The 23,833-nt window shown below is 28.6% G+C and carries 39 protein-coding genes; all 39 read right to left on the bottom strand.

All coding sequences use genetic code 11. From position 1 onward, the window contains the following. Nucleotides 1-270, bottom strand: a 270-nt coding sequence (locus LPC13_RS14650; RefSeq protein ID WP_234088949.1) for a siphovirus ReqiPepy6 Gp37-like family protein, incomplete at its 3' end; no start/stop codon positions are given. Continuing rightward, a complete protein-coding gene (locus LPC13_RS14645) occupies nt 249-869 on the bottom strand; it encodes a hypothetical protein (RefSeq protein ID WP_234088948.1) in 621 nt (206 codons plus the stop codon). The genes LPC13_RS14650 and LPC13_RS14645, both read right to left, overlap by 22 nt. Nucleotides 870-880: 11 nt before the next feature. Beyond that, nucleotides 881-1,726 (bottom strand): phage distal tail protein, encoded by an 846-nt coding sequence (locus LPC13_RS14640; protein ID WP_234088947.1) that lies wholly within the window; start codon nt 1,724-1,726, stop codon nt 881-883. Next, a complete protein-coding gene (locus LPC13_RS14635) occupies nt 1,723-4,140 on the bottom strand; it encodes a phage tail protein (RefSeq protein ID WP_234088946.1) in 2,418 nt (805 codons plus the stop codon). Before LPC13_RS14635 ends, LPC13_RS14640 begins: the two co-directional genes overlap by 4 nt. Before the next feature lie 66 nt (nt 4,141-4,206). After that, nucleotides 4,207-4,341, bottom strand: a complete 135-nt coding sequence (locus LPC13_RS14630; protein WP_234088945.1) for a Com family DNA-binding transcriptional regulator — start codon at nt 4,339-4,341, stop codon at nt 4,207-4,209. A gap of 49 nt (nt 4,342-4,390) precedes the next feature. Beyond that, entirely contained in the window at nt 4,391-4,891 is a 501-nt protein-coding gene (locus LPC13_RS14625; protein ID WP_234088944.1) for a hypothetical protein, read from the bottom strand. 53 nt (nt 4,892-4,944) lie between these two features. Next, nucleotides 4,945-5,541 carry a bacteriophage Gp15 family protein gene (locus tag LPC13_RS14620; RefSeq protein ID WP_234088943.1) on the bottom strand — a complete coding sequence of 199 codons (597 nt, stop codon included), beginning with the start codon at nt 5,539-5,541 and terminating at the stop codon, nt 4,945-4,947. Next, nucleotides 5,541-5,882, bottom strand: coding sequence for a DUF6673 family protein (locus LPC13_RS14615; protein WP_234088942.1), 342 nt, complete (start codon nt 5,880-5,882; stop codon nt 5,541-5,543). The genes LPC13_RS14620 and LPC13_RS14615 overlap by 1 nt, the downstream gene beginning before the upstream one ends. Nucleotides 5,883-5,893: 11 nt before the next feature. Continuing rightward, nucleotides 5,894-6,376, bottom strand: a complete 483-nt coding sequence (locus LPC13_RS14610; RefSeq protein WP_234088941.1) for a hypothetical protein — start codon at nt 6,374-6,376, stop codon at nt 5,894-5,896. Then, nucleotides 6,377-6,811 carry a chloramphenicol resistance protein gene (locus tag LPC13_RS14605; RefSeq protein WP_234088940.1) on the bottom strand — a complete coding sequence of 145 codons (435 nt, stop codon included), beginning with the start codon at nt 6,809-6,811 and terminating at the stop codon, nt 6,377-6,379. Beyond that, entirely contained in the window at nt 6,808-7,167 is a 360-nt protein-coding gene (locus LPC13_RS14600; protein ID WP_234088950.1) for a minor capsid protein, read from the bottom strand. The genes LPC13_RS14605 and LPC13_RS14600 overlap by 4 nt, the downstream gene beginning before the upstream one ends. A 1-nt stretch (nt 7,168) precedes the next feature. Next, the gene (locus tag LPC13_RS14595; RefSeq protein WP_234088939.1) at nt 7,169-7,579 is read right to left on the bottom strand and encodes a DUF6751 family protein; all 411 of its coding nucleotides are present in this window, start codon (nt 7,577-7,579) and stop codon (nt 7,169-7,171) included. Between the two features lie 10 nt (nt 7,580-7,589). Further along, nucleotides 7,590-7,856 (bottom strand): hypothetical protein, encoded by a 267-nt coding sequence (locus LPC13_RS14590; RefSeq protein WP_234088938.1) that lies wholly within the window; start codon nt 7,854-7,856, stop codon nt 7,590-7,592. An 8-nt stretch (nt 7,857-7,864) separates the two neighbouring features. Further along, complete coding sequence (locus tag LPC13_RS14585; protein ID WP_234088937.1) at nt 7,865-8,104, bottom strand: Rho termination factor N-terminal domain-containing protein; 240 nt, start codon at nt 8,102-8,104, stop codon at nt 7,865-7,867. Between the two features lie 46 nt (nt 8,105-8,150). Continuing rightward, nucleotides 8,151-9,074, bottom strand: coding sequence for a hypothetical protein (locus LPC13_RS14580; RefSeq protein WP_234088936.1), 924 nt, complete (start codon nt 9,072-9,074; stop codon nt 8,151-8,153). Nucleotides 9,075-9,109: 35 nt separating this feature from the next. Beyond that, the gene (locus tag LPC13_RS14575) at nt 9,110-9,697 is read right to left on the bottom strand and encodes a DUF4355 domain-containing protein (RefSeq protein WP_234088935.1); all 588 of its coding nucleotides are present in this window, start codon (nt 9,695-9,697) and stop codon (nt 9,110-9,112) included. Between the two features lie 84 nt (nt 9,698-9,781). Then, a complete protein-coding gene (locus LPC13_RS14570) occupies nt 9,782-10,066 on the bottom strand; it encodes a DUF3307 domain-containing protein (RefSeq protein WP_234088934.1) in 285 nt (94 codons plus the stop codon). Beyond that, nucleotides 10,059-10,328 carry a DUF6275 family protein gene (locus LPC13_RS14565; protein ID WP_234088933.1) on the bottom strand — a complete coding sequence of 90 codons (270 nt, stop codon included), beginning with the start codon at nt 10,326-10,328 and terminating at the stop codon, nt 10,059-10,061. Before LPC13_RS14565 ends, LPC13_RS14570 begins: the two co-directional genes overlap by 8 nt. A gap of 12 nt (nt 10,329-10,340) precedes the next feature. Continuing rightward, a complete protein-coding gene (locus LPC13_RS14560) occupies nt 10,341-10,649 on the bottom strand; it encodes a DUF4406 domain-containing protein (protein ID WP_234088932.1) in 309 nt (102 codons plus the stop codon). 18 nt (nt 10,650-10,667) lie between these two features. After that, nucleotides 10,668-11,387, bottom strand: a complete 720-nt coding sequence (locus tag LPC13_RS14555; RefSeq protein WP_234088931.1) for a minor capsid protein — start codon at nt 11,385-11,387, stop codon at nt 10,668-10,670. 1 nt (nt 11,388) lies between these two features. Then, entirely contained in the window at nt 11,389-12,705 is a 1,317-nt protein-coding gene (locus LPC13_RS14550) for a phage portal protein (RefSeq protein ID WP_234088930.1), read from the bottom strand. A 14-nt stretch (nt 12,706-12,719) separates the two neighbouring features. After that, nucleotides 12,720-14,477, bottom strand: coding sequence for a phage terminase large subunit family protein (locus tag LPC13_RS14545; RefSeq protein ID WP_234088929.1), 1,758 nt, complete (start codon nt 14,475-14,477; stop codon nt 12,720-12,722). Nucleotides 14,478-14,533: 56 nt separating this feature from the next. After that, the gene (locus LPC13_RS14540) at nt 14,534-15,133 is read right to left on the bottom strand and encodes a recombinase family protein (RefSeq protein ID WP_234088928.1); all 600 of its coding nucleotides are present in this window, start codon (nt 15,131-15,133) and stop codon (nt 14,534-14,536) included. Nucleotides 15,134-15,370: 237 nt separating this feature from the next. After that, nucleotides 15,371-15,811, bottom strand: a complete 441-nt coding sequence (locus tag LPC13_RS14535) for a phBC6A51 family helix-turn-helix protein (protein ID WP_234088927.1) — start codon at nt 15,809-15,811, stop codon at nt 15,371-15,373. Nucleotides 15,812-16,343: 532 nt separating this feature from the next. Next, a complete protein-coding gene (locus LPC13_RS14530; RefSeq protein ID WP_234088926.1) occupies nt 16,344-16,793 on the bottom strand; it encodes a xanthine dehydrogenase in 450 nt (149 codons plus the stop codon). Nucleotides 16,794-16,832: 39 nt separating this feature from the next. Then, on the bottom strand, nt 16,833-17,366 hold the full coding sequence (locus LPC13_RS14525) for a hypothetical protein (protein ID WP_234088925.1): 534 nt from the start codon (nt 17,364-17,366) through the stop codon (nt 16,833-16,835). A gap of 37 nt (nt 17,367-17,403) precedes the next feature. Next, nucleotides 17,404-17,865, bottom strand: coding sequence for a dUTP diphosphatase (gene dut, locus LPC13_RS14520; protein ID WP_234088924.1), 462 nt, complete (start codon nt 17,863-17,865; stop codon nt 17,404-17,406). Between the two features lie 78 nt (nt 17,866-17,943). After that, the gene (locus LPC13_RS14515) at nt 17,944-18,165 is read right to left on the bottom strand and encodes a hypothetical protein (RefSeq protein ID WP_234088923.1); all 222 of its coding nucleotides are present in this window, start codon (nt 18,163-18,165) and stop codon (nt 17,944-17,946) included. Beyond that, a complete protein-coding gene (locus LPC13_RS14510) occupies nt 18,166-18,543 on the bottom strand; it encodes a hypothetical protein (RefSeq protein ID WP_234088922.1) in 378 nt (125 codons plus the stop codon). 30 nt (nt 18,544-18,573) lie between these two features. After that, nucleotides 18,574-18,903: a hypothetical protein gene (locus LPC13_RS14505; RefSeq protein ID WP_234088921.1), complete on the bottom strand. Its 330-nt coding sequence runs from the start codon at nt 18,901-18,903 to the stop codon at nt 18,574-18,576. Nucleotides 18,904-18,958: 55 nt separating this feature from the next. Next, a complete protein-coding gene (locus tag LPC13_RS14500) occupies nt 18,959-19,132 on the bottom strand; it encodes a hypothetical protein (protein WP_234088920.1) in 174 nt (57 codons plus the stop codon). A gap of 40 nt (nt 19,133-19,172) precedes the next feature. After that, nucleotides 19,173-19,319, bottom strand: coding sequence for a hypothetical protein (locus tag LPC13_RS14495; protein WP_234088919.1), 147 nt, complete (start codon nt 19,317-19,319; stop codon nt 19,173-19,175). 43 nt (nt 19,320-19,362) lie between these two features. After that, nucleotides 19,363-21,975: a CHC2 zinc finger domain-containing protein gene (locus tag LPC13_RS14490; RefSeq protein WP_234088918.1), complete on the bottom strand. Its 2,613-nt coding sequence runs from the start codon at nt 21,973-21,975 to the stop codon at nt 19,363-19,365. Nucleotides 21,976-21,990: 15 nt separating this feature from the next. Continuing rightward, complete coding sequence (locus LPC13_RS14485; protein WP_234088917.1) at nt 21,991-22,230, bottom strand: hypothetical protein; 240 nt, start codon at nt 22,228-22,230, stop codon at nt 21,991-21,993. Continuing rightward, a complete protein-coding gene (locus tag LPC13_RS14480; protein ID WP_234088916.1) occupies nt 22,205-22,798 on the bottom strand; it encodes an ERCC4 domain-containing protein in 594 nt (197 codons plus the stop codon). Before LPC13_RS14480 ends, LPC13_RS14485 begins: the two co-directional genes overlap by 26 nt. A 162-nt stretch (nt 22,799-22,960) precedes the next feature. Beyond that, nucleotides 22,961-23,140 carry a hypothetical protein gene (locus LPC13_RS14475; protein WP_234088915.1) on the bottom strand — a complete coding sequence of 60 codons (180 nt, stop codon included), beginning with the start codon at nt 23,138-23,140 and terminating at the stop codon, nt 22,961-22,963. Nucleotides 23,141-23,191: 51 nt separating this feature from the next. Next, nucleotides 23,192-23,350 carry a hypothetical protein gene (locus LPC13_RS14470; RefSeq protein ID WP_234088914.1) on the bottom strand — a complete coding sequence of 53 codons (159 nt, stop codon included), beginning with the start codon at nt 23,348-23,350 and terminating at the stop codon, nt 23,192-23,194. 21 nt (nt 23,351-23,371) lie between these two features. Further along, nucleotides 23,372-23,542 (bottom strand): hypothetical protein, encoded by a 171-nt coding sequence (locus tag LPC13_RS14465; RefSeq protein WP_195990291.1) that lies wholly within the window; start codon nt 23,540-23,542, stop codon nt 23,372-23,374. A gap of 42 nt (nt 23,543-23,584) precedes the next feature. After that, complete coding sequence (locus tag LPC13_RS17045; RefSeq protein ID WP_267956002.1) at nt 23,585-23,710, bottom strand: hypothetical protein; 126 nt, start codon at nt 23,708-23,710, stop codon at nt 23,585-23,587. Nucleotides 23,711-23,833: the final 123 nt, after the last annotated feature.

Below are 23,833 nucleotides of genomic sequence, written 5' to 3'. Positions count from 1 at the left end.
ATTAAACCAAAATCCTATTCCAAACCCCTTTATAGTTACTGTATCATCTATTATATTAATTTTAGTTATTTGACCACTTCTATAAGGATCATTATTAACTACAATATAATTGCCAGTTTGAAATAACTCTTTATCAAAATTTTCAACAACTAATTGAAAGTTAGAATAAGTGAACCATTTACGTTCGAAAGTAAAAGAAGTGAAATCCTCCACTTCTCCTATAAACTCCATATTTTTATTAAAAAATCTTATGATAATACTTGCTTCCATATAGCACCTTCTATCGCATTACTTGGAACTGTAGATTGAATATATATATTTCTCCATCCTTGACCTTGCTGATTAGTAAACCATGTGTCAAATCTGTCCTTAAACCCTGTCATCATAGCATTAAACTCTGTTAAATTTTTAGGTCTAATAGCTCCACATAAATTTTCATTATATCTTTCATCTGTTACTGTAGTTATTCCACTACTCTTGTTAACATATATTTGAGCTAATGATAATTCATATATACTAGTTGTTCTAGTAAGTGACGGTGCAACTGGATTACTTGCTGCAGTTCCTTGTTTTAACTCTATGCTAACAGTCATATTAGATACATCCAACCTCACTACAATTCTATCTATTCTGTCGTAAGTACTATTTTTAGTAATTGTAATAGATTTTGTAACATCCTGATATAAATAATATCCATTTACTATTGCAAATCCTACTGCAACTCTAATACTTGAACCAGAATATCTTGTAACTTTCATTCCCATATCGCTACTAGTTACATTTATTCCATTTTCATAAATATTTGAAAAATATCTTGCTAACTCTTCTTGTCCATAATTATTCTGTCCGTTGAAAAAACCATATCCCAAATTAACACCTCCTATACCCCTAAGTATTTTTGAGAATATTTTATACTTACACCTTTTGGTTCTAAGCTTTGAGTACTGTATTCAATCAAATTATCACCGGTTTTTAAACTAAAAAAAGTAGAATCTAAATCTATGTAATTAAAAGCATTTGTTCTAATTCCATTTCTCTCAATTTCTACTTTCTTATTTCTATATGCAGTTGTAATATATAGTGTATCTTCACTAGTGAGCTCTCTATTAACTTGTATGAACTCACCAGTAGTTTTGTTTTCTACTCTTGGATTAAGAGCTGGTCCTTTAAATATTATTTGTATTGGAGTTTCCACGTGTCCATCGTTGAATATATTTTTTTTATCTTCACCACGTTGTTTTAAATTAAAAGGTAAGTTAAGTGGGAAATTTAATCCTCCAGTCCATGTTGTTAGCTCTTCAAGTTTTTCAGCTTCATAGAAATATGGATCTGGACAAATAAGATAAGTAGTGAAATTTAATTGTTCATGGAGATTAATCCTATTATCTTTAAAACTTTCAACTTCATATCGTATATATCTTTCTACACCACAATAATTAACTTTTAGAACTCCACTATTTAAAGGATTAAAAAACTTTATTAATCTTTGCCTTTGCTCTTCAGCTGCACTCCAGTCTATACAATCAGCAGTAAAATAGATTTCTCTAGGTAATATTTTTTTATTTTTTATATATCCACCTAATCCATTATAATGTTCCGTTATTCCAACTTCATAATCACTAGCTTCTAATCCATGTACTTCTAGAAGCTTGTATTCATTGTTTCCAAGTTCTAAAACTTCACCATTAGACTCTAATGTTAATGTTAAAAATTTAGTATTTATCATCCGAATGCAAGCTCCCTTCCTACCTTTCTTATTTGTCTAGCAACCTCACTAGGAGTTTTTACTAGATTATTAAACGTAATGTTTTGTGTTACACCATTATCATTATTTGTAATATTGCTATGAGAAGTATTATTAATGCTAGTTACTCCAGTTGGTACTGCTCTTAATCGTTCCATACTTACTGTAGCCTGCATTTTAGCAACTATATCATTTAAATTTTTATTCATAGATTTTTCAAGATTATCACTTTCATTTTCAAAACCTACGCCTACACCTTGAGCCATATATTTACCAACTTGATCACGCATCACCCTACTAGGACTATGTATTCCTAAAGCTTTTTTAGCACCATCAACAATACCACTAAAGAAACTAGATACTTTGTCAATTAACCAACTACCCATGCCTGTAATTCCATTCCATACACCTTCTACGATATTTTTACCAATAGAAGCCATTTGTGAAGGTAAATTTTTAACAGCATTGATAATATTATCAACCATGTTTTTCCCAGCTTGTGATGCTCTTTGCCCTAAGTCACTTGCAAATGACACAACCTTAGAGATAGTATCATTTAACCAGCTTGAAAATTTACCAGGTAATTTTTCAACCCAATTTATAATATTGTTGATAAAATTAGTTCCTATCTCCTTAGCTTTATTAAGCATATTACTTCCCCAAGTTGTAACCTTATTAAATGTCTCAACTAACCATCTCCATATCTTGCCTGGCAACTGCGCAAAGAAGTTAACTACATTTTCAATCCAAATAGGTACATTTGTAATAAGATAATTCCATGTATCAACACCCCATTGAATAATACTTCCTAAAGCATAACCTAAAGCATATCCTATTTTATAAGGAAGTTCATTAAACCAATCAAAAACTTGCTGAATTAAAGTTGGTATTGTTTCAGTAAAGAACGATTTAATGTTTTCTCCCCATTCTTTAAATTTATCAGTTACTTTTGTCCATAACTCACCAAACCAATCAGGTATACCTTGAAACCAACTTATAAGGCTATTCCATGCATCAGGTATTGTTTTAGTGAAGAAATCACAAATTGCATTCCAACATTTTTCCCCAACTTCTTTTATTTTATTCCAAGCGTTTATACAAGCATTTTTAAAACCATCATTTGTATTCCATAGATATATGACCCCTGCTACTAATCCTGCTATCGCTGCAACTATCAATCCAATAGGATTAGCTAATATAGACAAATTTAATAAGTCTTGTGCCACCTTCCACGCTTGTGCGGCTGTAGTAACTCCTTTGAATGCTTTAACTACTCCTAATATCATATTTGCAATATTTAACGTTAACATTGCAGTTCCTATACCTAATACAACAGCTGCAATATTATTTCCATTTTCTAATATCCATGCAAACCCTTCTGTTATTTTAGGAATCCACTGCATAGCAACATCAGCAGTAGTTTTTATTGCTTCAGCTATACCATCAAATATTTTTTTTACGTCTTCTCGCATTGATTCAGGAAATAAAGATGCCATCATTTCTGGTGCTTTATCAAGAACTTTAGGAAGTAATTCTCTGATTAATTCCCCAACTCCTTCTATTGCAATTTTTATTCTTGGTAGTAAATTTTCACCTAGGGATCCTAAACTATTAACTAAATTTTCTACTAATACATCAAAGTTAGCATTATCATCCGCCATACCAGTTAAAAGATTGGTCCATGCTGATTTGGTCATATTCAAACTACCTTCAATAGTAGATGCAGCTTCTTTTGCAGTAGTTCCAGTTATGCCCATTTCAGTTTGAATTACATGTATAGCTTCTATTATGTCATTAAAATTGCTGATGTCATATTTAATACCACTTATTTTCTCAGCTTCTTGGAGCAACCTTTGCATTTCTTCTTTCGTTCCTCCAAATCCCAGCTTAAGATTGTCCAACATGGTATAGTTCTGCTTTGCGAATCCCTGGTAAGCATTCTGAATCATCTCAATAGATGTTCCCATCTTATTAGCGTTATCAGCCATATCTTCAACAGCCATATTACCTATTTGAGCGGCTTTCTCTGTATCTCCACCAAGTCCTTGTAATAGTGAAGCAGCGAATCCAGTAATTGTATTCATATACTCGTTTGCGGACATTCCAGCACTTTGATACGCATTATTTGCATATTCCATTACTTTATTGCTACTTTTTTTAAATAATGTTTCAACTCCACCAACTAACTGTTCATATTCGGCATACTGTTCAACAGATAGCTTTGTTAAAACACCTATTGCTCCTACTGCTGCGGTTGTCATAGCTGCTGATACTTTCGCAAATGTCTTTACTGCACTACTTGCTATACTCCCTAACTTGCCATCAAAATTTTTTATTCCTTTCTCTAGTCCACTATTATCTATTTCAGTATCAATTATTATTTTTCCATCTGACATTTACTCACCTACTTTCTTTATAAAATAAAAAAAGCAGGCATTGGCTCACTACTCTACGGTGTGGCTCTAAGCTCTGTCTTTTGGTTCTAATATTTTATTTATTTTTTTACAACGAGGACACTTAATTTCGCCCTTAATTATCTCAGCCTTTAAAAGTAACTGATTGCAATTTAAACATCTTATATCTTTTATATTAATCACCTACTTTAAATATAATAAAAGCACCTACAACAATGTAGATGCTTAAATCTTATTCTATACTAAATTCAATATTATCCTCTATCATTTCTCCAGTAGAATCATTCATAACATGAAAAGTACCTTTAAAGTTTTTAACTTCCGTTAAACTATCATCCATTACTGATAAATCACTTTCGCTTTTTAAATTTGCAACAATTGTTTGACCAAATAATGCGTTTACCATAGTACCATCATTACTACAATTATCTACTCCAACAAGTATATCCTTATCGGTTTTATTTATAATTTCTAAAGTTATGTATATTCCACCAAATGCACTTTTACCTTTTCCTTTACAAGTAATAGTAACATTGTCTGTATCAGCTAAAAGTATATCGCATTTATCATCATCTTGAGATTCCCTTATTTCTTCTAATTTTTCATTTGATTCTTCAGCACTTTCTGCATTAACAACATCTTTTATAGATAGATCCTTTTCTTCTTTCTCACCACAAGATATTAATCCCAATAAAAAGACCAAGCAAAATAAAATACTAATAATTTTTTTCATAAAAAATCCCCCTTATTTTTAATAAATACAATATATCATATAAATACCATATATTACAATAGTTTACTTATATCATCACCATTGAGAAGGGCTTTTTCTATTTCATTTAATTTTTCTTTTTCGCTTTGAGAAACAGGAATTTTATGCAACTCTTTCATTTTTCTATAATAAGCTTTCTCTTCTTTATCCTTAATTTTAGATAAATCCATACTTCTATATCCCATTATCTTAACTATTTCATTATCTTCTTTCAAAGATTTAAACATAGCTTTAAATTTCCACCAATGCAAATACTCTATATCCTGTAAATCAATTCGATACTGGTCCATAAATGCAGAATAAATATAATCATCATCATGTTCAAAGCTGTAAATTTGGATGTCACTCTTACCTTTACCTTTTCCTTTAGATAATTCTATATCTTTACCACATCTATAAAACCATAATATTTGCTCTATAGCTGAATTAATATCATCAGGTATATTAGGATAATAAAGTTCTAATGCAAGATAAATTTTATCATTGTCTTTTATTGATTTATCTTGCATTAAAAGCTCAAATAAAATAGAGGTGCGAAAGTCAGAGTTAATCTCGTAATCTTCACCCTCTATATTTACACTAGTTGGAATAACATCTATAAGTAAATTCATTATTTTTTACTTCTTCTAGCAGCTCTATTAGGAGAATATTTATTTGCTATTTTATCAAGTTCTTTCTTTTGCTCATTAACTTGTAAAATAAGCTCTTCAAATGCTTTTATACAAATTAATAAATTTACTTTATTACCAAATACCTTTTTATCTGATCCTTCTCCAAACAATTCATTAAATACATTAAAAATTTCTTCACATAGCTTTCTTATTACAACAGAATCTTTTAAACCATCAAATTTTTTAGGTTTATTTATATTCTCAATAACTTTTTCATACTTTTCAACAACCTCAACATCATAAATATCTAAATCTTCTAATTCAACACCGTTAATTATCATCAATATTCCTCCTACTCACTTTTAGCTGTAAAACCTTCAGTAAATGATTTAGTGCTTGTATCAAATGTTCCTTCAATTACATCACTTTGGCCAAGGAAAGTACCACTAATACCTAATTCTCCATCATTATCATCAAAGCTATCCACTGCAATTGCAACATTAATTTTTCTAGCTCTATATCCAGCAGTTTGAGCTTCTTTATCTAAATCAACAATAATATACTCTGTTTCTGTATCAGCTCCAGTAAGTTGCATTTCTCCTATTTTTCTAATGTGCTCTATAGCTTTTTCACTTGCTATTTGGTCAGCATTAAAACTTGTACTCCATTCATACCCAGTTATGCTTTGACTAGCACTAGATTGATTTACATACCTCTTAGAAGTTGTTTGAGCACTTGGACTTTCATTAAGTTCTGTAAATCCAGTTCCTAATAATTCAAAAGTTTCTCCAACCTTCATGTAGTTGGCTTGTACTTTTCGCTTTCTAATCGCCATTTAATTCATTCCTTTCTTAAAATACTTTAATTTTAGTTGTATCTGGAATTGCGCAGTATCTTCTGTGACTGCAAAAGCATATCCAGTTGATGTAACCTCTATTTTTAAAGGCTCTAACCCATCATCAAGTAATGGGAAAATTTCATTTTCATTATTTCTTTCAATTTCATTTGCTAATTTTTCGTAAAACCCAGAATTATCAATGTTAGTCAAAACATCAGCTCCATAAGGCTCTCTTGATGTAAATATAAAGGCATATTGCCTTATGCTATCACCATTAATATATTTTTTAACTACAGGCTCTACAGGAACTTCCTCTATAGAATAAGTATCTGTATTTTCTTCAAGATAATTAATATTTACCCTAATAGCATTATTAAAGGTATCTAGACACTCTAAATTTCTCATATAATCTCTAATACTCTCTATAATCATCTAGCTCTACCTCCTACAAATTGAGCGATAGTTTTAACTATTTCATCTCCATGATTCTGCCACATTCTCTTATCCCAATACTTACCGCGCTTTCCACCAGTAGCAATACCTTGTTTCCCTAAACCTTTATTAGTATAGTATTGTTTTCTTGCATAAGGAGCATGGAATATTATCTTATTGGTTTGCATTTCAATCATCGCATCTTTAAGTCTACCAGTGTCATAAGGCACATAGTTGTTCATAAACTTGCTGCACTCTTGCGTAAATTTGATTTGAGCATCCCCATTCTTATTCAATTTACGTTTCAGTAAAATTTTCTGAGCAGGATCCATTTGAATTCTAACTTTAGCCGCCATATCACACACCTTCAACTTCAAAGTGATCTGATAAAGAATTTACCGACTTAATAGTTATAACATCATCAAATTCATTATTTAAATCATTTATACTATAATTTTTAATTCCAATAATCTCAAAATCAACCTCACCTTTTACAATTTTATCTCCTATAGTTAAAGTAAAATATTTTTCTCTTTCTATAGACTCTAATTTAGCAAATCGTTTAGGACTTATATAATTATCTAGCTTATCTATGAAAATAAGCGTACTATCAGCTAACAATAACCCTTTATCGCTTACAGTACCAATCCTTTTACTTTGCCAGTTAACACCCTTAATAACAGTTCTTTGATATTTATACATATCGTTATAGGGATCATAGTATTTATTGTATACAGTTATATCTGAATTTTTAAATAAGACTCCCATTATATCACTCCTAATAAAAAAGTTTAATATAAGGTTTGGGTAACATAGCCTTAATATCATCTGTAATAGTCCATGGACCAGAATTATCTTTATAGGTAATAGATTGATTTCCTTCGGATATAGATTTTATATCAGCACTTTTTGAAGTTTTACTATTTTGAATTAATTGATCCACTACAAAGTCATATTCAGATAAAATATAACTATCTTCCCACTCAACATTTAAATAATTTTTAATAACAGCAATGGCCTTTTTTTGTTCAATAGATACTTCCATACCATCACCTAGTTTTCTTTAAGTAATTTTATCAATTCATCTTTCGATAATTTACTATAGCCTTCTAAGCCTTTTTCTTTAGCTAACTCTTTAAGCTTTTCTACAGTTAATTGATTAATATCTTCTATAGAAGTTGATTCTTTCTTTTCAATTAATTCAAATCCCTGTGCAATAAGCCTATCTCTTACTTCTTCTTCATTTGTAACCTTAACAACATTCATTCTTTTTAATGAATATTTAAATTCCATAACTTAATCTCCTTTCATTAAGAAAGGACCAGGTAAAAACCTAGCCCTATTCTAAAGATTCTTTAATATTAACTCTGCATATCTTTAATGCTTCATCCATTATCCAAAGATCATGATATTTTCTATAATCTAATTTCCAAGCATCTGCATCTTGATTTATATTAGGATCAAAAATTCTTACTTTATCAGTTTTATTAACTGCAATTGGAGCATATAAAGGAGTTATTATCCAATTTATATTTTTAGCATCTACAGCTGCTACAAATCCACCAGCAGTTTGTCCTCCTGTTTTTCCATCATAAAAGGTGTAAGATGTTTTCATTCTTGCACTTGGTACTTTTATAATAGGATATCCATCTAAAGACTTAACCTTAGTCGTAATATCTCCTTTAGTAAAATCAGTAACATCTAGTCTTTTGCTTATCTTTTCATTTTGATCTAACAATGCAGCTATAGGTGTTGCCATAGTTATAACTAAAGGAATTTCACCAACTATATCTTCTATTGCAGTAATATCAGCTTTTAAAAGTTCTAATACATTTGCTTCTGTAATTGTATTTCCACCACTTGCTACCTTACCAGCTATAGCTAAAGTTGCTATTTTAGAGTATCTATAAGCATCAATCTCAGGAACTACTTTAGTAGTTTGGAATTGTCCCATTGCATTTGTAGCATTAGCCACAAAGTTTGATTCATTTACATCCATAGAATCTAACATAAATGTTCTTCCTCTATCTTGAGTCATAGTCTTAGTTTCATATTCAAGAGTTATAGATCCTTGAGTAAAGCCATTAGCTCTATCATAATCTCCTAATCCATCCATATTCATTTTAGGTATTTTAACTTCCTTCCCTCCGTTATAAATAACTTGTCCTGAATTAGCATCCATCCATCCTGATGTTAATTTTGCTACTGCTGCCTTATCTAAAGCTTGTTGAAATAATGTTGCGTATGCGATTGTATTTGCCATATTATCATTCTCCTTTTAATTTAAAATTTAATTTTTTACATCATCATTTTTGCTATATCATCTACAGTTAAAGCTCCAGCACCATTTTCTCCTGGTGGGGTATAACTACCATTAGCCATTTTCTCTTTCACACTAGAATTAACCATTCCCTCAACATAAGTTGCAAAATTATCAATTCTAGTATTAGTTGTTTCATCATCATCAGTTAAGAAGTAATCAATCATTTCACCAGGAATCTTCTTTTCCGCTAGTACATCTTTATACTTAGCTATTTTTTCAGCTCTTTCAGCTTTTGCTTTTTGTTCATTAAAATTTTTTTCAAGTTCTTCAATCCTTAATTGCTCTGGTGTTTTCTTTTTACCTGTAGCTTTTAGCACTTCATCATTTATTATTGTTTGTAAATTATTAGATTTCCACGTTTCTAAAGCCTTATCAAAATGTTTATCTTTAATAGAATCTAAATAAGACTTGAACTCTGGTTCTTTTAACTTTTCTTTAAATGCATTTAAAGTTAGGCCACTTTCTAAAAGTGACTTTGCAAAATCACTTCCTGATAAAACTTCATCAACTGAACCTTCATCATCAATATTTTCAACTAATTTTAATAATTCTTTTTTATTCATATATCTCTCCCATCCCCCAAACTTCAAAGAACCTTGGGACATTATTTTTTGTATAATAAAAAGCCTTAGTTTCCTAAGACTTATCTAAACTAAAAATATTAATAATGTTATATAATGTAATAATTGGTCCACAAAGTAATTTATTTTATTATATTTAGCTTTCAATGGATCTATAAACAAATGTATAAGTATAATAAAATATATTCTCCAATCTAGTCCAAAGCATATAACAAAAGGTAGCGAATATAACATACAATGTACAAACATATGATATGTATTACTTCCCTTTGTCTTAGCTATAAAATCACACTGTAAAACATAATCGCCAATTAAATGACAAAGAATCAAAATAAATATTGTATTAATCATTTTTTTCAACCTTATAATTTTCCCATTTCTTATAAGCATCTACATACATTTCTTTTTTATCTCCATTATATGTACACTCATAATACATTCCATCAAATAGAGTTGTACTAAGTAGTGCTTTATTATTTTGCAATGTTTTGCAACTCCATACCATAAACACATCATCCGTTGTGATTTCCTTTTTATCTGTTTTATCTAAATGTTTATTGGTATAATCACATACCTCTTGTTTACACCATTCTAAAAACTCTTTTTCATTCATAATTAATCACCATTACTCCTCTATTATTTTAATTCCATATTTATCTGCTACTTCATGCTCAATCTTACAACCTCTTGCATTTCTCCAATCACCGCCAAAGTAAGCTATATCAGCTTTAGAAAGTAGTTGTATTGATTTTCCTAGGTACCATACAGGAACATGTTTATTAATTTCCCCAGGATAATCAGCCAAGAAAGAATCTATCAATTCAACTGGCTCTCCTATTATCTTTTCTGCTCTAACTCTAATTTCTTCTCTAGCTTTTAATATTTCTTCATCTATTAAACCTCTCATTGGTTGAGATATAAATAATTTCTTCATAGCCATTTTCCTCACTTTCTACTCGTACACTTCATTAAATCCTCTACACATTGGATGGATTATTCCAGGCGCTTCATCTAAATCAAATATTTTACCATGAAAACTCCTACACTCTTCACAAGTTCTACTATCTAAAGTTTCATTTCTTCTTACTTTTTTCACTCCAGTTTCTTTACAGAAACTCATAAATGCTTCATTTTGACATCTATTTACTTCTGTAGTCACAAGTCTTTTAGCGTTATAAGCACTAGTGTTAAAAGTCTTTTCTATATCTTTCTTTATTTGATTAACATTAATCTTTCCATCAAGAAATTTTTTTATCTGAGATTGCAACTTTTTAGCAACCTCCTGTTCATTATCCCAAACTCTAGATGAAAAATGTTTACCTTTAAAATTAGCTTCTATGATTTTTCTAACATCTCTTAAATCAGCATTATAACTATAAAATTTGAATGTTTTTCTTACTGTAGATTCTAAAATATTATTTAAAACTTCAACTTCTTTATTACTAATATTTTTATAATTAGTAACAATTAATACAGATAATTTTTTATAAATTTTATCTTTATCATTTTTCTTAATATCCATTAACCCATCTAATACAGTATAAGCAAGCATAATTATTGCAATTTCTTGTAAAATCTCATCTCTAGATTCTTTCTGTTGCCTATAAACTTCCTTTAACTCCTCATTAGCTTCATCATAAAGACTTTCTATAAACTTTTCTTCATCAGTCATATTAATCACCTAAAACTTCATCTATATCAATTTCATGATTATTTCTATAATCTTCAATAAGCTTTATCTCCTGATCAGGATTATTTATAAAACTTAATTGAGCTAATGCAGTTTTTAATGATATATTCTCGCCTATGCCAAATTGACTTAAAGTTTGAGCCATTAATAAATCATCTTGCGGAATATTTAATGTGAATTTAACTGATATATCTCTATAATCATAATCAACACTTTCAATCTTATTAAATAATTTGAATAAAAAATACATTCTACCTTGAATTATATTTTTCATGGATCCTTCACTATCTCTTACTCTTTGTTCTAAACCTATTAATCTATTTCTTAAAGCACTTCCTGAAGTATTACTTTGCAATTTTTCGTTAGTATCAATATGATTACTAATCTCATATATATTTTTTTTTAGAACATCTAGTGTATTTTGAACGAATGTATCATTTATATCTTTAGTTAAGAATTTGATTATTACATCTTTTTCATCGGCATTAATAATACCCTTTTCCTTCATATAATCTAGCTGAGTCTTTCCTTCTTCATCTTTAGTCTTATAATCTATACTACATCCAAGCATAATTAAATAAGCTAGTCTATAATCAGATATTTCATTAACTATATCACTTAAATTAGTTTCATATGCATCCTGTAAGTCTTTAAGTTCATTAAACAATGTATCATGCTCTTTATAAGCACTTACATATCCAACTTTTACAGGCACTTCTCCGAATATATTTTCAGTAGGCTTAGAAACTTCTGCAAAACTGTCATCAACATGATAAATAAAATCAGAAGTATAAATATCTATATATTGCTTAGTATCAAATTTCTTTTTAAAAAATCTAAGAAACATCTTAGCTCTTCCAAAATCATCAGTTAGTAAATATCCATCTCTTGGACTAACTATTTTTGAATTAAATAATAATTCTTTTCCTAATTTTGAAGTATAGTATAATTCAAATATACTTCCATAAGATAGCATATCTCTAAGCAACATTTTGTCATGATTTTTATCCCAATGAGATAATTTAAAATTTACAAATTCAACCTCTTTAGAATTATCACTTTTACTAATATAAGTTGGTTTATTAGATAAAAGATATGAGACTTCTTCTTTTATAAATTTTTTAATAAAATTAGTCCTTACTTTTAAATTACTTCTTTTAGGATTATGTTTGTAATCTGTATAAGCTTCACTTTTACCAGTAACACAGTAATCATAAATTTTATCATAAATTATCTTTCTACTTTCAAAATCACTCTTTATGTTACTTAAAAGGTCTTCATTTTTATCTAAAAAGCTCATTTAATCCCTCCTCTCTAAAATAATACTGATCTATCCAAAAAGGTAAGATTAGATATCACTTTAATAGTTTTAATTTTATTTTCTAACTCTGCTAAATTATCAGGAGCATCATCATGAATACTATATAACTGTCCCTGAAAATCCAATATTTCATCAATAGCCTTTTTGCTATCTTCACAATCAGATACAATAATAATTTGTCCATTATTTACTGGATCAATAATAGTAGAAATCTTTTCATCCTTATTTTTACGCTGCATTTCATTAATCCATTCATAACGCTTATTTCTAAGTTTTGGATTATCTGCAATTAATTCTTTTATTTTCACAACATCTGCACCTTGATAAGTATTTTTTTCAATATTTATATGAGTAACATCTAAATTCCTTTCAAGTACCTCAACAACCTTTTCACAATATTGATTAAAAGTCATCTTTCTATGAACTATATCTTTTATATAAGTGAAATCATTAGTCGCTTTACTTCCAACCATAATACTAGTGCTGTCTGATTTTTTATTAGTAGTACTTGCTGGGTCTACACTAATAATAGTTTTAACAAAGCTATGTTGCTCTATTTCTTTACGAGTTTGAGTCTTAACTGATTTAAACCATTTTTCACCTATAGAACTTGCATCATTCATTAACTCACTCATAAAGGATTTTCTATTTTCCCAATACTTAATGGCAAGATCATTAAAACAATCCCATTTTTCTGGCCACCAAACTCGAAATTGCATTTCTTCTTTATGTAACTCATAAAACTTTCTGGCATTAATCTTTCTTTCTTCTTTATTTAATTTTTCATCAAAATAAATATCATGACATTCTTGCCATAGCTCTGTTTCAAATATATCTTCTACAACTTGTCCTGGCTCCAAAATTATAGCTCTTCTCAAAAGAGTAAAATAATCATTATTTCTACTTAATTTACTCATAAGACAATCCATATGTAATACAGTTCCAATTGCTATTATTTTAGTTGCTGACTTTATTTTTTGGCCATTTCTATATACGGCCTTATCACCAACTTCTTCAATTTCTTTAGTCCATTTATTATATTGTTTCTCTCTAGCCGAATCAGTTAAAATATTCTTCTCATCTTGAAAGTCATCACCAATAAATACTGTAGGTCTTATTCCACCCCAATTTGAACCTCTAACAGAAGTTCCTGACCCAACAGTTTTTATATAAGTTCCATTTGTAAATTCAACTTCATTTGCATTTACAGTATACTTTTCCCCATTATCCTTAAGTATTTTTGTATTAATTAATTTTCCAAAACATTTAATTATTTTTTTATTTTCATTAAATATCTTTTTTATAGAATCAAGGAATTGAGTTGCATCTGTATCGGTTTTTGCTCCTAATAAAGTAAATAAAGATTTTTTATAGCAATGTAACCATACACTAACGGACATATCAAAGATAGTAGTCTTAGCCATTCCTCTTGGCTCTATAATTGCAGCTTTATCATATAAATCTTTAACAAATATATTGTTTGCTACCTCCCAAAGCTCATAATGACCTTTAGATAACTCTCTATTAGTATTACTATCCTTAACTACAAAAGTATCGCTCATAAAATAAAGGCAAAAAAACTCAATATCTCTTTCACCTAATGCTTGAGCAAGAATATCAAGTTCACTATTATATTTATTTAGAAGTATCTTAGCCGTTTCTTCATTATAATGTTTAATTAAATATTTATTTAATAAGTAGACTTCATATTTAATTTCAATATCAAATTTCAATCCATCATAATATATCATCTAAAACACTCCTCTCTTAATATCAATAAAAAAAGCACTTAGAAAACTCTAAGCACTTATTTTTTTTCTTCATATTTTTTTATTAATCTATAGAAGGTATTTCTTTTAAGCCCTAACTTCTCCATAGCTTCATTACCTTTTATTTTTCTACTCTTCCATTGATCATAAACTTCATTCCAATTATCAGGGAATCCTATTTCTTTTCTTCCCTTATATTTCCCATTCTCTTTTGCTATAGCAATTCCTTCAGCCTGACGTTGTCTTATATTTAATCTTTCCTGCTCTGCCATAGTTGCTAAAACTTCAATCAAAAGATTATTAATCATATCCATCAGCCATTCTTGGCCTTCTGATATATCCATCATTGAAGTAGGAATATCTAATATTTTAATTCTTACACCTTCATTTTTATAATATTCCAGCTCTTGTTTTATTTCAGATTTATTCCTTCCAAGCCTATCTAGTGATTTTATATATATAACATCACCTTTTTGAGCAACTTTTCTCATTAATTGATATTCTGGTCTATTTAAGTCCTTACCACTTACTTTATCCTGGAATATAAATCTATCATCTACATACTTTCTTAGTTCTACTAATTGTCTATCCAAATTTTGTTCTTTTGTTGATACTCTTGAATAACCATACACTCTCATGCAAACACCTCATTTTAAAAAATATAATAAAATTTTATAGACTCCGTCGCCAGGGTATTTTGATATCTAATTTAGAAGGTACCCCCATGCATCATAATCTATAATATTATTATATTCTTTTGTTTGTTTAAAGTCAATATTTATTTTTAAAACATTTGTTTTATATTTTTTAACTTATATGAAACACTTTTGGTTGTATTATTAGTGTTGCTTTTAAGTATACCACAAACAAACACATCAAATAGGATCATTGCCTTTAGAGTCTAATACATTGTCTACATTTATTTGACATAACATCTCCTCTATATTAACAGGAGCTGAATTCTTATTATTACCATCATTTACTTCTTGAGTTTTATTAGTTGGAGTACCAAGGACTCTATTAAGTGCATATATTATAGCATCTAAAGAAGTCTTATCTGATGAACTTTTAAGGGCTATCTTAATTAATTTATCCATCATTGGATTAATATTGCTTAATATTTTCTTTTCAACGTTAGATTTAAGCTCTGTTACTTGCCTGTCCAACTCCACCTTAAACTTATCTTGCTTTTTCCATTCACTTATAGTTTTTCTATTAACACCTACAATATTAGCTGTACTACTTATAGTTTCACCTATTGCTAGTAATTCAATAGCTTTTAATTGTCTCTCATCTAACTCATTACCAAATGCCATAAATACACCTCCCAACTACTCATTAATTTTAATATAAAAATAGACACATACAATTAAAAATATATATGCCTTTCAGATAAATTTCTATAATACTATTTTATACTTAAATTATAGATTGAACTCGATAGTTATATGTTTTCTAACAGTTTAATAACAGTTGTAACACTAACAATAGATTGTTACACTTTTTGTTTTAAAATTGTGTAACACTCGAAAGCTAGTAATACCAACGTTTAGAGTATATTTTTTATCATGTTACACATTTTGAAAATACATGTGCGTATCTTTATATTTATATCTATATGCTCTTATATATAATATATATATTTTATAAATTGTGTAACATATATATATATAAGTGCTAAGAATGGCTCAACCATGCGTTTTATCCATGTTACACATTTGTTACACCTATTAAAATTCAAATCTTTGTTAAGCTAGTAATATCAATGCTTTAGCCATGTTACACTTTATGTTACACTTTAAAAAGATTGTGTAACACAAAAAAAATAAAGGGCATTATGCCCCTTTTCTAGTTAAATATATAATCACTTAATTTATTAATTATTTTATTTCTAAGTTTACAGCAGTGATCTTTATCAAAGTTTAATTCAAATCCAATCTTTGCCCATTCATTTTTAGGTTTAACAAAATACCTTAATTCCACTAACTTAAGTTCTTTATCATTCAAGCATTTTAATGCATTTTCAATTTTATTTTTTCTTGATACATAAAGAAGCTTGTCTCTTTGAAGCTTCTGGATCTGTTCCTTTACTACTTCATCTCTTCGTATAACTTCATTTTCTACTGAACTACTAAATGCATTTGTTGGTCCTGATTTTTCGTCATAATTAATTGCCTTTAATGTTATATCATTCTGCAGCATTTCAATATCTATCTCTATACTTTTAATTTTTATATCTAAATCCTTATAATTATATAAGGCATATTCCGTTTTTTTAAATAAATTATCTTGTTCCAAACTATCACTCCACTCTTTAAAGGCTTATTCTATTGTTTCTCACTTTGTATAAGGAAACATATCTTCAATCCTTATACCATAATCACTAAATCTTTTATCTAACAATCTATTGTTTATCTTCAATTTGTATCTAAATGCTTTCCTTGAATACTCTAAATTAAAAGCTTTGCTCATGAGTCTATAGACAAATCTGTTTGGAGATATACCTCCTTGTTTCCATAAATAAGTATCATCACCATTTAAATATTTTGCTATTACACAACCAACTGCTCCACTCCTACTTATTCCAGCATAACAATGCACTATTATATGAATTATTCCTTCTGCAATAGCCGCATCTACGACAAATTTAATATCTTCTGCTTGTTTAAAATTCATTAAATTAAGTCCTGGACATTCATTTTCTATATCAGCAAAGTAAAATTGATGAACTTTTATATTTTCTTTTGGTTCAAAAATTAAATCTCCTTCTTTATCACTTATAGAGATTAATAATATTTTATCATTACCTTCATAGTACTCATAAAAATCTACTGCTTCTTCTTCAGACATAATTTCTATTTTATACTTCATGTTTACCTCATTTAATCATAGTAATTTCAATTAAATACTATATTCCACTACTACCAAATCCATTAGTTCCACGATTACTATCTGATAGCTCTTCAACTTCTACTAATTTAACATCTGGAACATGATTTATTTTCATCTGAGCTAATTTAGTGTATTTTGGAATTACAATATCACAATTACTATTGTTTCTTACAATTATATTTATTTGACCTCTATAATTACTATCAATAGTTCCTTGTATAACATCTATATCTGCAACTACAAATTCATCTATATCAAAACACTTACATTCTAGCCCATTCAAACTTATTCCTGAACGTGGTCTTATTTCAGCTTCATATTCTACTGGAAGTTCTATTGCTATTCCTGTAGGAATTGTAGTTTTGCTTCTACCTAAAACAACATAATCATTTATACTATATAAATCAAAACAAGCATCTCCCTCTCTACTTCTATGAGGAATAATTGCATCATCTGTTAATTTCTTTATTTTTATCATAAATTTCATCCTTTCATTTTTTATTTATAATCATTTACGAATATATTATTTAAGAGCTTAATTCTTTTTTTTATTATCCTAATAATCTGCTGGTAGTCCATTTTTCTTATTTCTATACTTTATAATAGTTTTTATTTGATTTTTATATTTATAAATAACTTCTCTTATTGGAGCAGATGTCCAGCACCCTCTTTTAAAAGCTTTATATTCTTTGATTACATTTTCTACAGTAAATAAGTAATTTTCTTTATCAATATATTTACTAATATCTTTATATGAATTAATTGCTTTTTTTCTCATTTAATTACCTCTCTTGACTTTGCTTTTTAAATTATTCTTTTTACTTATGCTTGCTTTACAAGTTGCTAATATTCTTTTCATATCTCCATAAGTTACTCTCTTATTAGAGTAAGCACTTCGCATAGGGTACTTATACCACTCAATTTCTATATTCATTGGCTTAAATACAAAGTTCGGTTTGTCTTGAATATCTTCATCTTCTCCCCAGTAGAATGGATTAATTAAAAATATTTCATTTTCAAATCCACCTCTATCAGTTATATTTTCATGTTCTTGATTGTCATAATATCCATATCCATCAAATCCATTATCATAAAGCCAATCAACAAATAAATCCTGTATTTGTTCTCTATCTATTTCAAAGTTAGCATTTTTCATTAATTTCGCTCCTTTTTTTTGAATTGCGAACTAAACAATATCTCTATTTTCTCTTATCTTTATATAATTCTCTTGATAATTACCTTTTCCCCACATTATATCCCTATATAAATCAACTGTTGCTACATGAACACACCAATCGCACCAAATTGCATATTGTTTAGGGTATCTTGATAAGTATTCTCTTGCTTTTTGAATAAACATTTCTTGTGCATAGCCTATTTCATTATGAGAATATTCATCCTCTAACTCATCATATGGTATGAAATTATTACACTTAGTTTTATCAAAGGTATTATTTTCAATCATACCTTTTAAGTATTCTATTTTTTCATCAATGTATTCTTCATCCCAAAACATAATATCCCTCCTTCAATTTTAACGAACAATATAATCAAATTGTTTATTAAAATAGTTATTTTATTCTAACTATTGCTCTTATAGTTTCTTTACTTTCTTTACGAATACAATGTACAATCTTTTCAATTGTAAATTTATCAACCCTACCAGTTCTATATACTTTACGAACTTCAATATCTAAATTTTCATCAAATTCACTAAGCTCTCTTATTAAGTCTTTTATTTTCATTTTCTATATCCATTTCCTTGTAATATATTTGAATTATTCCTTAACACATTCCATCAAATTCATATTCACACTCTTCACAGATTCCTCTTTCTCCATTTTCATAACAAGATTCACATAAAGTTACTCCACATTCTTCACAATGTTTTTCAACACTTTTAATTTCTTTTTCACAATCAAAACATTTCATATTTTTCTCCTATCTAATGAATAATAATTTTAGGCGAGTGCTCCTAGAACACTCCTCCTATAATTTTTCCGTTATTATCAATATTTGCTTCTTCTATGAAATCAGGTTCAATTATCTCTGGAACATTAAGCTCTTTCATTCTTTCTATTGAATAAACATCATATCTAACAAGTTTATTCCCATCTCTTAATGTCTTTGAAGTTCTTCCAGTTCCTATTAAGTACCCTGCTTTCATAGCTTGCTTTTTAAAATCTTTCAGTTTTAAAGGAATAACTTCAGCAGATCCAGTCTTATTAACAAAATCAAATATTTCATTAATCATTTCTGACGTCTTAATATAAAGTCCATCACCTTGTTTTTTTACCACTTCCGTTAATCCTGCTCTACCATCTTCAAGCATTTGATTATAAAGTAGCAACATTCTCTCAACAGTAGACTTGGTTTCTTCTCCACCTTCTAAAACTTCCTCTTTAATATTTTTAATAATGTATTGTTCGTACCCTTCAAAAGCTTTAAAACCATGCTCGGCTAATAATAAATTGAATATCTCAATCCCCGAAGCAATATTAATAGCTGTATTCAGCGGCCTGTTATTTAATCCTTTAAGATTCTGCTGAACTTTTTCCCTTATAGCTGCATATTCTTCAATACTCATATTTATAACTATGTCAATTAAGCTTCTTCCTAATTTCTTTAGTAAAATCTCATTCTTTATTAGCCACATCATTGCTTCAGTATTTTTTTCAGTTCTCTCTCTCTTACTTAAATAAATAATACAACTTCTATCTATAAGAGCTTTTTCCCCATTTGGATAACTTTCTTCACCAGCTACTATTATTGGCCTAGTAAGTTGGAAATCTTTATTTTTAAAGCTTTTATCTCCTCTTGTTATGGTTGTCCTATCATATAAATTTCTTAAACTTTCACTAAGCTTCTGGATCTTATATCTATCTAAACTAGATGGTTTAAATTCATCATATAAGGAAGTGTAATTTCCAGTACTTAAATCTCTTATAAGTCCAAAGTTTGAGATTAGTCCAATAGATTTTATATCCTTAGCTGGATAATTTAATATTGTTGCTATAATATTACTTAATATAGTAGATTTACCTGATTCACTTTCTCCTACTATTAGCAAATGGTGCATTTTATTTTTTAATTCTTGATTATGAAGAACAGCTAAATTATTAATAACAGTTCCTATAATAGGTATTGTCTTATCACTTGCAGCAAATCTAAATATTCTCTTCTTTAAATCATTTAATTCATCTTTAGTTATAAAATCATTATTTAATATTTCTATATCATTTTTCTTATCAGCCTTTATTGAGCAATCAATACCCTTTGAAGTTATTGCCCCTTCATTAGTTATTAGCTTTATTTGATTATCTTGCTTTATAAATTTTATTCCCTGGTGCAACTCTTCATTCTCAATTGCCCAATACATATTGATCCAGCTCTTAAGCTCTGTTAAATCATCTATTTTACCTTTAAAGGCTAAATCTAGAGTTCCTAAAAAGTTTTTAAATGACTTTACATCATCAAATACAGTAGATGGACCAATCTTTTCTATTATTTCACCAGTACAGCTTTTTAAAAGAAGCTTAACTCCCTCTGTATCATCATCTACATATCTCATTCTTTTAGCTTCTAATAAATTAAAATCAGTCAGATATATTTTTATCCAATTTCCATGCTTATTGGTTACTTGTTTATATATACCTCTAAAATCTTGTTGTAAATCATATCTGGAATTAACATCTAAGCTTCTTTTAAATGCTTTTAATAAATCCTCTTTATCATGTCCTGCTTCTATCCAGTCCGTTACATCCTTATTGTCCCCTAATGCCTTTAATCCTGGTAAATTTATAAATTTAAATGCAGGTCTATCCTGTTCATCATCCATTAAAGGTGGATTTAACTCTTCATATATTTTCTTTCCGTACTGCTCTCCAGCTTCTCCAGTATCTTTTATTACATATGTCCAGGAATATAATCCTTTAAGAACCGAAAAATCTTTAACTCCCTTTAATGAAGTTGCTACATATTTGTTATTTTTGAAAAGTGAATTTATTGTGTTAGCATCTTTTTCACCTTCAACTATTATTAATATTTTTCCTACTTTTAGCCCTTCTACAACGTTATATAAATTGTAAGGTATTTCATCAGATCCTCTTGAATTAATAACCTTATCACCTTCAAGATGATAATAAGAACTGCATTTCTTTCCATTTGGTTGAATGAATTTAGCTTTATAATAAACAACTTCATTTTTCTCATTAACAAATGTGAATAATCCTTTAAGTTTATATCCTTTCTTAAATTCTGTCTTTTCAATCTGCCAATTAATAAAGCCTTTTACTTTTTCAAATTCAAGTTCTTTATCACTTTTTTTATTTGCCATGCCTAGATATTCTCTAGCGGCCTTATAATCTATTCCTTTATATTTCATTATGAAATCTATAGCATCACCTGATGTATCGCATCCACCAAAGCATTTCCATTGCCACTTATTATTATCAGAATTGAATCTAACACTAAAAGAAGGTGATTTTTCTGAATGGAAAGGACAACATATTTTATTGTCCCTAGTAAATGATTGTCCTGTCTCATTTTCTATTAGTTGTTTTAAATCAATATTTTGTAATTCATTCAAAAATTACACCTCCCCTCATTTATGACTGAATCCTCTATGCCTTTCTTCATATGTCATCTTTCTTCCTAGCTCCTTTTCAACTTCAACACTTTTTTCTCCAAGCATTAAAACCAACTTTTTAAATGCATTAATATAATAGTCATCTTCCCTTGGTGCCTTCCCTTCTGCCCTAAAGATATCTATATTGTTTAGCATTGTTTCTGCATTTGCTATTCTTTTTAAAAGCGAATTATATTCCTGCTGCTTCTGGCTCAAATATATCACCTTCTTCAAAGTATCCTTTATTTTTTAACAATTCATAGATATGATAATATAAGGCCTTATATATTCTATATCCAGTAGTTTTCTTGTCTATAAATTGAACATTTAGATCATATCTCGCTGTAAATGTCTCGAATGATCCTACTGCTGCAGCTGATGAATATTGACTCCTAAAATCTCCAGTTACTAATTTCTCATATCCGTTAAGATCTTCAACAAACATAAAAGTTTTTGTATTGTACATCTTAAGTCTTGCAAATTCATTCTCGAATCTATCTCTATCCTTTATGCTACTAATAAGCTCGTCTACTGAATTTTTCTTTTCTATAGCTATATAATTGCTGAAGTACCAATCTCTATTAACTCCTAAAGGCTTAGTTTCTTCATTGGAAGCTATGTAGCAGCTATAATCTCCCTGATCTAATTTCTCAACTTTATATTTTATTTTTTTTCTATCAAAGTAATTTTTTATATGTTCCCATCTCTGCTCCCTGGTATCACATATAATTACTAAGTTTTTTAAAAGTATCTTTTGTTCTTTATCACTAAACTTGTACTTCATTTTTCCTCCTTATTATCACATGATTATCTTATGAGAATAGAAGTATATAATTTAAGCTAAATTTACTCCTATTCCCTTTATTTTAATTATTTATTTTTTGAATTATTCACCAAACTTTATAATTTCTTGTACTTTGAATGATATCATTTTTATTCCACCTACCTATTCAACTTCTTCATTCAGCCATTTTATTTGGCCATAATATCTTTTCTTTAATGTTTCGATGTCATCTATCTCTATCCCATAAATTTCTTCTACGTGATTTAAAATCATTCCGATAGCTTGTTCTTCTGCACTTTCATTAGTGTTGAAAGTAACATTAAATTTTTCAAATCTTTTCATTTTATACCCCTCTGAATTCTACATTTTTATTAAATTTATATTGAATTTTATTCATTTAATTTTTGAAAGTATATTTTTCACATACTCTTCTTTCTCTTTATTTCTTTTATATACTGTGTGTCCATCACTTCTAATAACTATCTCCAAATTATTTATTCCTTTTCGTTTTAAATTCCAACTTATAAACTTAATAGCTAACTCTTCTAACATATTTACCTCACAATAATTCCATTATGCTCCGTATTCTTTATTTAATCTGTTATATTCTTTTCTATCTACTTCTCTTAATCCAGTTATCTTTAAAGCCTTTTCTATTTTATCTACTGTATATTTCATTCCTATCTCATTAACATCTATCTGTAATGTTAATCTTTCTACTGGTATATCAAAATATCTTTTCATTACTCTTCCTCCTTAAAACTCATACTACTTTTGAATTGTGAACTACTTAAAAATTCTAATAATAGTTTCTAATACACCAAGCCATTCAAATTCAAAGCTGTTAGTCTTTATAGAAAAACCACTTAATGCTATTAATATAATTGCTATCAATATCAAAGTTTTATTCAATTTTATACCTCCCCTTATTCATAATACCTCATTAAGTCCTCATATATTTGAATTGTGTAATAGATTATATCTCTATTCCTTGCTTTTCTGCTTCGCCTACAAGTCTATCTATAACTCTTTGGT

The sequence above is a fragment of the Clostridium celatum genome (assembly GCF_021412605.1).
Taxonomy (GTDB): Bacteria; Bacillota; Clostridia; order Clostridiales; family Clostridiaceae; genus Clostridium; species Clostridium celatum.
This window is presented reverse-complemented; position numbering and strand designations above follow the sequence as displayed.